Consider the following 12219-nt stretch of genomic DNA (forward strand, 5'->3'; position numbering starts at 1 on the left):
TACCTGTAGATGTGCATCCAGGCATAATACCAATTCTTGGATGGCTCGCTACATGTTGCCCTCACCCTCAATCCCTCTCCCAGAGAAAGAGGGACGTTGAGGCCTCTGAAGCTATGTAGCGACAGGTTGAAGAATTGATATAAGAACGCTCTGGAATGCAGGTCTTGGCTAGGTTAGAGGGTCGTTGAATGATGCTACAGTACTTAGTTTCTATTGTGGTCAAGTCGATTCTAGCCTGTGTTGTTGTGGGATATATAGCGATGAATGAACAGGCAGGGCAAGCCCGCGTTGGGCAACATCAAACCGTACAGGGGCAGATGATGGCTGATATCCAATCGTCGTCGCCTACGGAGCCGCAAGGGATTCGTGGACGAGTTGTCCAATTAACCGGAAATTTTATGCCTAGAGGGGGGCGATCAGGCGATCGCCAGAGCCAGCAGCCTGTACAAACAACGGTTTGGATCTTTTCAGGACAGATCTCCGGCGATAGTCCTCGCTGGGCAGTGCAAGAGGCTGAGCACCATGCGCAACTGCTTGGCCAGGTGACGAGTGATGCCCATGGTGAATTTTGGGTGGAGCTACCTGCGGGTAGCTATACCTTGATGGCTCAGTATGACACTGATCTTTATCTTAATTCTTTTTCCGGCGATGGTTACTATACCTCCGTTGACGTCCGCCCCGGAGAGGTGGCGGACGTGACGCTAACCAATCATGAACAGGCTACGTTTTAGCCATGACCTCCTCCTCCCGGTGTTTCAATGACGAAGGTGTCCCCTGCATTCATAGCCACTTCAGCATTGCCGGGCAGATGTTCAATGGCACCATCACAACGTTCAACCCAGTTGTGTCCCAGTTGCCCTGGCTCTCCTCCATGCAGACCAAAAGGTGGAATACGGCGATGCCCTGATAAAATAGCTGCGGTCATCGGTTGACGGAACTGGATGCAACGCACGACCCCATTGCCGCCAGTGTGACGCCCCAGACCGCCACTGTGGGCGCGAATGGAGAACTCATTGATCAACACCGGAAACCGCCATTCTAGAACCTCTGGATCCGTTAACCGTGAGTTGGTCATATGAGTTTGAACGGCATCGGTTCCGTTAAAATCTTTCCCTGCACCTGAACCACCACAGATGGTTTCATAGTATTGATGCTGAGCATCACCAAAGGTAAAGTTATTCATGGTTCCTTGAGCAGCGGCCATAATGCCCAGCGCTCCATAGAGGGCATTGGCGATCGCTTGAGAGGTTTCCACATTACCAGCAACCACCGCCGCTGGGTAACAAGGGTTGAGCAAGCAGCCTTCGGGGATGGTCATGCGCAGAGGTTTCAGACAGCCAGCATTCAGGGGAATCTGATCATCCACTAAGCTGCGAAAGACATACAGCACCACAGCTTTAGCGATCGCTAGGGGAGCATTGAGATTGGTGGGCTGTTGGGGAGAGGTGCCGGTGAAGTCAATATGGGCAGTGCGATCGCGATGGTTGAGGGCGATCGCCACCTTGATCTGACTACCATCATCTAGCTCATAGGTAAATTGACCATCGCTTAACCGTTCAATGACCTGTTGCACCGAAGCAGTAGCATTATCCTGAATATGCTGCATATAGGACTGCACAACCGATAAGCCATAGTGATCGACCATGCGCTGCAGTTCGTAGCTGCCTCGCTCATTGGCGGCAATTTGAGCTTTTAGATCGGCGATATTCTGGATAGGATTGCGGGCGGGGTGAGATCCGGACGTGAGCAGGTCCAAAATCTCCGCCTCGCAGAAACGTCCCTGATTCACCAATTGCACGTTATCCAGCAACACGCCCTCCTGATCCAAATGGGTGCTGTAGGGAGGCATGGAGCCGGGGGTGATGCCGCCAATGTCAGCATGATGCCCCCGAGAGGCCAGGTAAAATAATGGCTGATCATGATTTAGAAATACAGGCGTGATCACGGTAATATCTGGCAAATGGGTGCCGCCGTTGTAGGGATTGTTGGAGACATACACATCGCCCGGCTGGAGGCGATCGCCTTGGGCGCGCATCAAACTGCTGACGCTCTCACTCATAGAGCCCAGATGAACTGGAATATGGGGAGCATTGGCAACAAGCTGACCTTGGGCATCAAACAGGGCACAGGAGAAGTCGAGGCGCTCTTTAATGTTGACGGAATAACTTGTATTTTGCAGCGTAATTCCCATCTGTTCCGCAATGGATTGGAAGAGATTGTTGAAAATCTCCAGGAGTACAGGATCAGGAGTAGACGTTGTCTCGTGGTCTAGATCTAAGGGTTCGGCGGCTACAGCAGCAACCTGGCGCAGAATCAGAGCGTTATGCTCTGTTAAACATGCCACCCAGCCAGACTCCACCACATTGGTTCCCGTCGCTTCAATGATCAGAGCTGGGCCAGGAATGGTGTCGCTGGGGCACAGATCGGCGCGATGGTAGACGGGCGCAGGATGCCACTGATGATGGCTATATACTGTTACAGTGGCGATCGCCTGGAGGGGACTGTCACGTTGGGTAGACACCTGAGATTCCGCTAAGGGAGGCGTCTGACCAATCACCTCGACGGAAGCAGCTTCAATGATTAAATCTTTATCTGGCATGATAAAGCCATAGCGCTGCTTATGCTGCTCTTCAAACTGCGATCGCATCTCATCTATACTGCCAGCGGTCACGAGGAGTGCTGAATCTGTGCCTGCGTAGCGCAGATGGGCTTTACGGATAGACTGCAAGGTATCCTCTGTCATCCCCTGGCCAATCACCTCCGCCATCGCCTCCTGCTGCAAGGTATCCAGAAGTTGAGATAACTGCGGTAGCATATCCGGTGATAAGGGCTGTTCTACAGCCACCTCTCGCAGACTGCGCACATCTGCTTGACCAATGCCATAGGCGGAAAGAACGCCGGCGTAGGGATGGAGAAAAATCTGAGTCATGCCCAAGGCTTCGGCAATTAGGCAAGCGTGCTGGCCACCGGCACCCCCAAAGCAGCACAGGGTATAGTCTGTGACATCATATCCTCGCTGCACCGATATTTTTTTGATCGCATTGGCCATTTTATCAATGGCGATAGCTAGATAACCTGCTGCCACCTGTTCTGGTGTGCGGCGATCGCCCGTTTGTTCCTCAATTAGAACTGCTTGTTCCGCAAAGGCCTGCTGAACGCCCTCCCGGTCAAGGGGAAGATTCCCGTTGGGGCCAAAGACTTGAGGAAAGAAATCAGGCTGTAGTTTACCTAGCATAATATTGCAGTCTGTGACCGTCAGCGGCCCGCCCTGGCCATAGCCGGCTGGCCCTGGCTGTGCTCCGGCGGAGTCTGGCCCAACGCGATAGCGGGCTCCGTCGAACGATAGAATCGAGCCACCTCCGGCTGCCACAGTATGGATCGACAGCATGGGAGCCCGCAGCCGCACCCCGGCGATCTCGGTTTCAAAGGTGCGTTCATAGTCACCCTTAAAGTGCGATACATCGGTAGACGTGCCGCCCATATCAAAGCCAATGATGCGATGGAACCCTGCCTGCACGCTTGTTTTAACGGCACCGACAATGCCCCCAGCCGGCCCTGAGAGTAAGCTATCTTTTCCTTGAAATAAACGAGCATCGGTTAATCCACCATCCGATTTCATAAATTCCAGCCTTGGACGTAAGGCTCCTGGTTCCTCAGGTTCCAGAGCTGCAGCAACTTGGTCTACATAGCGGCGGAGAATAGGAGATAGATAAGCATCCACAACCGTTGTATCCCCACGACTCACCAGCTTCATCAATGGACTAACGCTGTGAGATACGGAAACCTGGGGAAAGCCCACCTGATGGGCGATCGCTGCAATAGCCTGTTCATGGTCGGGGTAGCGATAGCCGTGAATCAATACGATGGCACAACTGCGAATTCCGTCATCGTAGGCCGCCTGCATGGCTTGGGTGACGCGATCGATTTCAGCAGCATTGAGGGGAAGATATTCTTCGCCCTCGGCCGTGTAGCGCTCATTCACCTCTAGCACCTGGTCATAGAGCATATCGGGTAAGACAATCTCACGGGCAAAGATATTGGGACGGTTTTGATAGCCAATGCGCAGAACATCCCGGAATCCACGAGTGGTGACGAATAGGGTGCGATCGCCTTTCCGTTCCAATAAAGCATTAGTCGCTACAGTCGTTCCCATTTTCACCCGCTGCAGTTGTCCAGCAGGAATAGGTTCGTGGGCAGCCAGTCCTAGAATATCGCGAATGCCCTGAATGACAGCGTCTGCATAGCGATCGGGCTGTTCTGACAGCAGTTTATAGACAATCACCCACTGCTGATGGGGCAAAGCTGTTACTTGAAAACGACGTTGGCTGGAGAGGCGTTCAGCGATCGCGCTATCATCTGTTACTGCTACAAGATCCGTAAATGTTCCACCGCGATCAGCAAAAACGTTTAACATACTTAAAACTCCTGATATGTGTTCGAAAAATTTGATGACGCTCAGAACAGCCTCTTGCATTCTCATACTATGAGGGGCTTGATCTTATCTCTCATTATCCTCATACTATAACCTGAACCCTAACAAGGCTTGCTTGCATTATATCAAATCCAGTTAGACGCACAATTGCATTCAAGGCTTGGGCAATCCAGATGTCTGTAGCTTCTTTGCTAAAGTAGCAGCGAAGAGGGGAATTGAATATAGGCTTTTACCGTCATGAATATTCAACCGGATTTGATCATACAACTTTCGCCATGGGGTACTAGCAGCCACAGCCACCACTACTTGCTGCGTCTTCTTCTGCCTTAAAAATCTGCTTCAAATCATCCAAGACTCCCCCGGAAAGCACAGTATACCCATAAAGGGCAAATCGCTGCGCGAGATTGTAGGCATCGTGGTTGTTCTTGATATCTATCAGTGTTCGAATACCCCAACGGGTACGACCACCAGGTACAAAACAGCATAGAGTAGCAATGCCAATCGATTGATGCAGAACTGTGAAGCTGCTCATATCTGAAATTTGAATACCCAGAGACTGCTCAACAACTGGTATCCATATTCCACTAAAAATCGTTATGAAGATAAAGTATCCCAAACTTTTTCCCATACAAGCGGCCCATCCTTTCATCAACAGTTTTTCTTGCTCTAGGGATCCTTGTAGACCATTCATGTCGTATTGACTGACTCGCCGTAGATCTTGTAGGGATGGAGTTAGACAAACCTGTTGCATCAATTGTCGTTCTAGACTAGTTGCTTCAGGTGGCAACCACTTTGCGATAGCAAAAGTTCGATGTCGGACATTGAGATACAGATATCCTTGATATACCAGTTGCATAATCGCTAAGTCCACAGCTCGTGCTTTCCCACCTTCTAAATAAGCCATCTGATATATATCCAGTTGAGGTCTTTGGGGTTGTTGGTCGGGACTTCGGATTATATAGCGTACTATCAGTCCAAGGATGGCAGAGCTACAAAGAGCAACAACAGACGGATTCATAGATACATAACTTGCCGCCGGTTCAATGGTAGACCCTTGTGCCGCACTGATCCAGCCAATGGTCACGAGGGCAATGATGCCAATGATGCTCAGAAGTTGGGCGAATTTTAGGTAAGAATATTGCTTGGGAATGACCCAATGATCGTTTAAGCTCACTCGCTGCATGTTGAGTTCTGTGCCAAACCGCACATCGGCTGGTGACCAAAGGTCAATGGGAGGAGAACCCCAAACCTGCTGATAGCTTGCGATGGTTTGCGCGTAGAGGCGATGGAATTCTGCGCGCTCTAACCGTCCTCCCCGTGCTGGATGATGGTGTAGTGTCTTCCCCAACACCTTGGGGCAAAACTCGTTCCAATAGGACTGAGTGAGGAGCAAATGGGCGTGCCATACCTGGTCTACCTGATCAGAGGGTACCACTTGATGCTTAGCAACGACCGTGAGAAAGGCAAACTTTTTATACTCTGCGATCGCTCTCTGGGTGTAGGTTAGAGACCAACCCTGGTTTCTCATGAGCTGGCGAGTAAACCCAAACTCGTGGTTTGGGTCGTCTAGTTCAAATGCTTGTAGCCGCTGATAAAGGGCTGACTGGAACGTATCTAGCATAGTTGCTAAACTTGGTGATAGGCTATAATCATCTTAAATTGCATCCAGAGATGAGTAAATATTGTGACTATGTAGTGAAGTGTAATCAAGTGTAAGGGAGCTCCTGAATATCTTCTTTGCTTTTGTCTGTTTTCAAATGGTGACTGATTATGAGTTGGACGTCTTTTTTGGAAGCACTTTGTAATTGTCAAGAGTATGGATTGACACCTCTTGAAGCGGAAGTAGTCATGTGTCTTCAAGAAGCTCAATGTCAAACTAAACGTGAATTGCTAGAATTCTACATGCAGTCATACTCGACAATTGAAGAAGAAGCTTTTACCCAAAGACTGAAGAATATCTATAAAAAGTTTCAAATTGATGGGAAAGGGCATAAACTTCCGCAACTTCATAAGCGTTTAACTGAACAGTATCTTCAATATCAAAATAATGATATTTTCTTTTCAGAGATAGGCTTGAATTACATTTATCCAAGTTTTCCTAGAGATGTCTTTGGAAAAGCCATTGATGATTTAATCAAATCAGATGCTTCAGACCATAAGCAAGTAGATATTCTCCAAACCTTTGCACCCAATTTGAATGACTATTCTGACCATCTCATCCGGTGTCTTCAACATGGCGTTCAGATCAGGATATTACTAGCTTGGCCCTATTCTGAAGCAGCCAAGCTGAGAGAAGAAGTTCTGAGAAGATATGGTAATAACAGCATCGAGAATGAAATTAATATTCAAGATTGCGTGATTGCCAATCTGGAGACATTAGAAAACATCATCAGAGTTTCAGGCACGTCTAAACCTATTGACATTAAGCTGTATGATACACTTCCTTCCCTAGCCATTTATCGCGCTGGTAGCTATATGTTGGCATCACCTTTTCTGCACGGATCGCTTGCTATCAATACATTCCAGTTAGAGCTGACGCTAAACTCTGCCAATCAACTCATCACGCATACCTTACAAAAGGATTTTGAGTTGATGTGGCACGTTGCTCGTCGCTTTTATCCATATCCAAATCAAAATTGGAGAAACGATCTGAAAATCTTATTTACAAGTTGAACATTATGATTGAAACCCTCAATGATTTCGAGATTTCCTTAATTGCAAAGTTTAGAGCTCATCCATTGTTTAGTCAGATTGACGCGATCGCTTGGAAAGATTTACTTGCGGTGCTTATCCAGCGACGCTTTTTGTCCCTTTCTATCGTCAACCTTTACGAATTTGTGATTGATGCTCTGACTGATGAGCAGATCAAGCGAACGGTTAGAGGGATTCTGAATGAAGAATTTCCACGCAATACAAAAGGGGTTCCCCTACCTTCTCATCGCGAGCTACTTTTTCAAGATCTGCTCAATCTAGGTGCAACGTCTGACATGATATTAATAACGCCGGAAACATCGACCACTCAAAAGGTTAGACATGAGAGCTATCAGCAGCTAGTCAGTTGTCTGGGAAAACAGCATGGTCAGGTGGGGCTGGTTGCATTTCTTCGCTTTTGGGCTGAGGTGCTGGTTTCAGTTGAGTATTCCTGTCTCTGGCAACGCATGTCTGAACGCCTATCCAACGGACAGTCACGACATAAAATTAGATCGGAATTTTATTATTTCCATATGATCCATGACAGCAGACATTCAGATATTGGACAGGAAAGCATTCTAGGAGGGTTGACCCATTCTCAAGAATTGGCCATTCATTTAAAGAGACTTATTTCATCTCAAGAAGCTCTAGCTTACTGCCTGAATCTTCAAGAGAATGCCTATCAGCTTAAATGTCAATTTTACGATCAGTTCATCAACGAGCGTCCCAACTTGCATCTTGCATACGCACAAACGTGAGGCGGTTCAATGGGCTTGTCGCAGCTATGAACATTCAACCGGACTTCATAGTCCAGCTGCATCGCAACCAGGTTAGTGGGTAGGTGCTGGCGATCGCCCTTGCAGATCGAATCCATCCCATCATCGCCCATACAGACACGCTGGTGACTAGACGTCGCGCCCATACCAGCAAAACCCGTCTGCGTATGAAGTCCAGTGAGTCGGTGACGGCTGGCTTAGACTGTATAGCCGTGCTTTTAAGCACCTAGCCTTTATGTCTTGCCAGTCCATCAGGCTGCATCGTTAACCCAGACGCGATCGCCTCTTGATGCATGGTTGCCATGTGCAGTTCCACCACCGCCTGTCCATCTAACCTATGGTGCCACACCAAGAGCGATCGCCCCTCGAATCGACCAACAGCGGCGCAGTTGAGGGGTAGCCCTATCAATTGATGGGGGGGCGTGGGGGTGATCAAGGGAACTAGGTCAGCAAGATGGGCCGCAGGGTAGGCGATCGCCGTTAACCAGGGCAGCGATCGCACCCAACTCCCAGCCGTTGCCGCCTGAAGGGCCGCGATGAGGGCAGATTCGTCCCCCTGCCAACGGAGGCGAAAGTTGTTTTCACAGAGCCGTAGCAAGCTGCCGGATGCGCCCTGCCACTGCACAGATGTGGACTGAAACGGCGCAATGCGATTCACCTGGGAGCCAAAGAGGGCGATCGCGCCCTGCAAACCATCCTGTCCGGCTAGATCAATCAACGGCATTTGACGTAAATCAACGGCTGCGTAGGTCATACCCGCACTCGACTTTTTTTAGGATCAAACGCTGCCAAGGGGCCCACCGTCGCAGCAATGCGGCGCTTCATGCCGTCCATCACGCCCACCTCTAACACCGTGCCATCATCGGCATAGTCCGGCACAATCTGGGCCATGGCAATACTGCGGTTGAGGATGGGCGAAAACGTGGCGCTGGTGACCTGGCCAATCCGACCGCGATCGCCCCGTGGGTAAATACACTGACCATGACAGGCCACCTCATGACCCTCCAGCACCAGCCCCACGGCTACCCGAGGCGGATAAGGCTTGATCCGTTCCAGCGCTGTACGACCGATAAAGTCGGGTTTAGATTTCATTGCCACCGCCCAGCCAATGCCCGCTTGATAGGGCGACACCAGCTCATCAAATTCAATCCCTGGTGCCAACAGGCCAGCTTCAATGCGGGCTCGATCCAGGGCCGCCATGCCCATGGGTAAAAGATCAAAGGGTTGCCCGGCGGTCATCAACCGCTGCCATAGATCCGCGCCGTGGCGGGGATGAACAAAGAGTTCATAGCCCAGTTCTCCTGTGTAGCCGGTGCGGGAGATCACCACGGGGATTCCACTTACCGTGGCCGCAGCAAAGCGGAAATATCCTAGGTTTTCTAGGGACGTCAGCCCACTAGCAGGGGCAAACTCCGTGAGCGATCGCAGCAGATGGCGCGACTCAGGGCCCTGCACCGCTAGATTATGCCAGCGATCGCTCACCGGCTCCACGGTTACCCGTAGCCCCAACTGCTCCGCCACCCGCCGCAGGTAGTCCCCATCGCGATCGCAGTTGCCCACATAGCGAAACTCGTTTTCTCCTAGGCGAAACACAATGCCATCGTCCACCATGCCGCCGTGGCGGTTGAGCAAACAGCCATAGCCCGACTGCCCCACAGCAAAGGCTGCTACATTGCGGGAAAAAACCTGCTGCAGGAACGGTAGAGCATCTGCGCCAGCGATCTCAAATTTGCGCAGGGCCGACAGATCCATGAGCACCACCCGCTCCCGCAGCGCCCAATATTCATCATGCACACCGTGATGGGCAAAGCGATTGGGCACCCAAAAGCCGTTGTAGTCCGAGAGGTCTTGGGTGAGGCGCTGAATGCAGGGGGTAAACGCGCTGGGTTGGGTGAGGCGCAGACCCGACTCCGCCGTGGCGCGGCGGCCAATGGCCTTTGGAAAGGATTCCCCTCGGTCATAAATACGTACATGGATCTCCGTCGGCTGCCAGCCATTGGCCGGATCAATGTCATCAGGGCAGGCGGAGCTAGCACAGAGCAGATCCTCATGGGCTCGCAGCAGCACATAGTCCCCCGCCCGCGACCAGGATTCTCCGGACGCGATCGCCCCAGAATCATCCACAGCGGTATTAAAAAAGAAGTTGATCGCCGCCCAGCCAAGACGGGGCGCAATGCCGTAGGGCTGCAGCACGCTGTTGAAATTATCGCTACAGCTTGGATGACCGGGATAACCCGCATCTTCGTAATATTTCGCCGTGCAGGCCAGGACAAAGCTATCATGCCGACCACAGGTATCCTGAATCACCTCCACCAAGGGACGCATTCGGTTGGAGAAATACTTACCATGTAAGCCAATGGTGGGAATGGCTAAGTTATTCAGGGTGCGGGTGACCGTGCTATCTAGCTCCTCGCTCATATCCGCCGCCGCAAAGGCCAGGAAATCTGAACATTGTGATCCTCGCACATCTAAAATTTGCAGATACTGTCCTGCTTGAACAGGATAGGCGATCGCTGTTCCTGGGGCAATGCGATAGTCTGCCACCACCTGTCCTAGGGGTGCGAGGTTGTCACCTGAGATGGATTCTACGGTTGCTACCATTCAATATCTCCTGCTCTGGCAGTCTCAGACGATTGAGCGATCGCTACGAAATTTTCAAACAGGATACGAGCATCGCGGGCCATGGCGGTAGCCTGATCATAGACAGCCTGATGAAACGCCTCCCGTCCTGCCACGCCAAGCGATCGCTCTAGCTCTTGCCGATAGTCGGGAATGGAGACCCAGCGATCCATCACCGCCGGGGTGACTTCACTGTGAAACTGTAGACCAAAGGCGCGATCGCCCACCGCATAGATCTGGACGGGGCACTGGGGTGAACTGGCTAACACCGTCGCTCCGGGTGGCAGGTGCAGCACCGCCTGGCCATGCCATTGAAAGACGTTGGGTTGCACATCCAGCCCTTGGAGGAGGGGATGCTGTTGCCCGGCTGGATTGAGGGTAATGGACAACAGGCCCACTTCGGGCTGGTTTATGAATCCCACCCGTCCCCCCGTGGCTGCGGCTAGCATTTGCGCGCCCAAACAGGTGCCAAAATAGGGCAGCCCCATTTGCACCGCCCTTTGGATAAACGCCAGTTCATCGGCAATCCATGGGCAATGCTCTACATCCTCCACGTTCATCGGCCCGCCCATGACCCATAGGCCGTCGTAGAGTTGGGGATCGGGGAAGCGATCGCCCTTGGCTAGTTCAACGTAGTCTACGTCAATGCCTGCATCGAGACAAAACTGTTCATAGATACCGAAGCCTTCCGACCTCGTATGTTTGATCACCAGAAATTTCATAGCCGGTCTAGTCCATGCGATCGCTTCCTACCCTAGCGCAACGATCCACAAAAAACTGTCAGAATGAACAATATCCTAGAATCAATCCCTAGAAGGAATTTGGGGCGATCGCGCCGAGTTGGCTACGGCTAGGATCTTCGGGGAACACGGGACAGCCTTCGGCAGTGCAAGCAGATCGTAGGCGATCAATGGAAAGTCCAGTGAACTGAGCAATTGAATCCAGCTCAGAATCAATCAAATAACTCGCACCACGCTGGATTTCTTCCGCCCGCTCTTCAGTCATGCCAGGAGGTTTTTTTGTGTCCGTACTTCCACAGGTTGATGTCAACACCCCGGCCACAAAATTGCAGCGGCTGGGGGTGAGGTAGGGCGATTGCTCACTCTTCGGCGCAACCGACTCAACAAACCGAGTGAGGCTATCAATCAAATCTTGGGCTTCGGGGGACACGGACTCTCGCTGCAGCAAGGGACGGACGCCATTCATGGGTGGTGGATCACACGTCCGCAACAATCTTTCCCCATGCTCTTGGTAAAACCGTCGCGCCTCCATGGGGTCGGCTACAATCCGCTCCACTTGGTCTTCTGGAATCCCCCAAGCCTTCGACCATTCCGTAATAGTGGCTGCCTTGGGCGATCGCTGCCTCCCACTCAAGTAGCGAGAGAACTGCGATGGGTTCATCCCTAGCGCTCCAGCGACGACCCATTGATCGTCGTGAAACCGAAAATACCGAAGCAACGCAACCAACCCTTCTGCAGCCATACATGTACCTCTCTGGTCAGAAAAAATCGTAAGGCGTACAAAAAGAATAGCCGTAGGACAGGAACGTCCAAGCCTGAAATAAGCCATCAGGAAAAAACGAAAGGGAGCTACTTAGCTCCCCACTAGGGCGTGTTTTAAAACCTTTTGGCATACTGGTAAGTAGTGTAGCTACCTGATAGATGTCCATGACTAACCAATCCCTCAGAACTATCCGCCGAG

9 protein-coding genes are annotated in these 12219 nt (G+C 51.2%); 3 read left to right on the plus strand and 6 right to left on the minus strand.

The window, feature by feature from the left end; all coding sequences use genetic code 11:
• Positions 1 to 191 precede the first annotated feature (191 nt).
• Entirely contained in the window at positions 192 to 731 is a 540-nt protein-coding gene (locus JUJ53_RS01855) for a carboxypeptidase-like regulatory domain-containing protein (RefSeq protein ID WP_204150284.1), read from the plus strand.
• On the opposite strand, the gene JUJ53_RS01860 is transcribed toward JUJ53_RS01855, so the two are convergent.
• On the minus strand, positions 728 to 4414 hold the full coding sequence (locus JUJ53_RS01860; protein WP_204150285.1) for a hydantoinase B/oxoprolinase family protein: 3687 nt from the start codon (positions 4412 to 4414) through the stop codon (positions 728 to 730). The genes JUJ53_RS01855 and JUJ53_RS01860 overlap by 4 nt on opposite strands.
• Before the next feature lie 301 nt (positions 4415 to 4715).
• Positions 4716 to 6053 (minus strand): TIGR04222 domain-containing membrane protein, encoded by a 1338-nt coding sequence (locus tag JUJ53_RS01865; RefSeq protein ID WP_204150286.1) that lies wholly within the window; start codon positions 6051 to 6053, stop codon positions 4716 to 4718.
• A 149-nt stretch (positions 6054 to 6202) separates the two neighbouring features.
• Between JUJ53_RS01865 and JUJ53_RS01870 the strand changes: the two genes are divergently transcribed.
• The gene (locus JUJ53_RS01870; protein ID WP_204150287.1) at positions 6203 to 7105 is read left to right on the plus strand and encodes a hypothetical protein; all 903 of its coding nucleotides are present in this window, start codon (positions 6203 to 6205) and stop codon (positions 7103 to 7105) included.
• Between the two features lie 5 nt (positions 7106 to 7110).
• A complete protein-coding gene (locus JUJ53_RS01875) occupies positions 7111 to 7881 on the plus strand; it encodes a hypothetical protein (RefSeq protein ID WP_204150288.1) in 771 nt (256 codons plus the stop codon).
• 244 nt (positions 7882 to 8125) lie between these two features.
• Here JUJ53_RS01875 and JUJ53_RS01880 read toward each other — a convergent pair whose 3' ends face one another.
• The 4 genes from JUJ53_RS01880 to JUJ53_RS01895 all read right to left on the minus strand — a co-directional run bounded on the left by JUJ53_RS01880 (position 8126) and on the right by JUJ53_RS01895 (position 11919).
• Positions 8126 to 8653, minus strand: coding sequence for a hypothetical protein (locus tag JUJ53_RS01880; protein WP_204150289.1), 528 nt, complete (start codon positions 8651 to 8653; stop codon positions 8126 to 8128).
• Entirely contained in the window at positions 8650 to 10500 is a 1851-nt protein-coding gene (locus tag JUJ53_RS01885) for a DUF1989 domain-containing protein (RefSeq protein WP_204150290.1), read from the minus strand. Before JUJ53_RS01885 ends, JUJ53_RS01880 begins: the two co-directional genes overlap by 4 nt.
• The gene (locus JUJ53_RS01890) at positions 10494 to 11240 is read right to left on the minus strand and encodes a type 1 glutamine amidotransferase (protein WP_204150291.1); all 747 of its coding nucleotides are present in this window, start codon (positions 11238 to 11240) and stop codon (positions 10494 to 10496) included. The genes JUJ53_RS01885 and JUJ53_RS01890 overlap by 7 nt, the downstream gene beginning before the upstream one ends.
• Before the next feature lie 88 nt (positions 11241 to 11328).
• Positions 11329 to 11919 carry a hypothetical protein gene (locus JUJ53_RS01895; protein WP_204150292.1) on the minus strand — a complete coding sequence of 197 codons (591 nt, stop codon included), beginning with the start codon at positions 11917 to 11919 and terminating at the stop codon, positions 11329 to 11331.
• Between the last annotated feature and the right edge of the window lie 300 nt (positions 11920 to 12219).

Source organism: Leptolyngbya sp. CCY15150 (assembly GCF_016888135.1).
In the GTDB taxonomy this organism is placed as follows: domain Bacteria; phylum Cyanobacteriota; class Cyanobacteriia; order RECH01; family RECH01; genus RECH01.

Coding starts and splice junctions, on each gene's coding strand:
- JUJ53_RS01895 (WP_204150292.1), bottom strand. CDS start 11,919: ATGAACCCATCGCAGTTCTCTCGCTACTTGAGTGGGAGGCAGCGATCG.
- JUJ53_RS01860 (WP_204150285.1), bottom strand. CDS start 4,414: ATGTTAAACGTTTTTGCTGATCGCGGTGGAACATTTACGGATCTTGTA.
- JUJ53_RS01855 (WP_204150284.1), top strand. CDS start 192: ATGCTACAGTACTTAGTTTCTATTGTGGTCAAGTCGATTCTAGCCTGT.
- JUJ53_RS01865 (WP_204150286.1), bottom strand. CDS start 6,053: ATGCTAGATACGTTCCAGTCAGCCCTTTATCAGCGGCTACAAGCATTT.
- JUJ53_RS01875 (WP_204150288.1), top strand. CDS start 7,111: ATGATTGAAACCCTCAATGATTTCGAGATTTCCTTAATTGCAAAGTTT.
- JUJ53_RS01885 (WP_204150290.1), bottom strand. CDS start 10,500: ATGGTAGCAACCGTAGAATCCATCTCAGGTGACAACCTCGCACCCCTA.
- JUJ53_RS01880 (WP_204150289.1), bottom strand. CDS start 8,653: ATGACCTACGCAGCCGTTGATTTACGTCAAATGCCGTTGATTGATCTA.
- JUJ53_RS01870 (WP_204150287.1), top strand. CDS start 6,203: ATGAGTTGGACGTCTTTTTTGGAAGCACTTTGTAATTGTCAAGAGTAT.
- JUJ53_RS01890 (WP_204150291.1), bottom strand. CDS start 11,240: ATGAAATTTCTGGTGATCAAACATACGAGGTCGGAAGGCTTCGGTATC.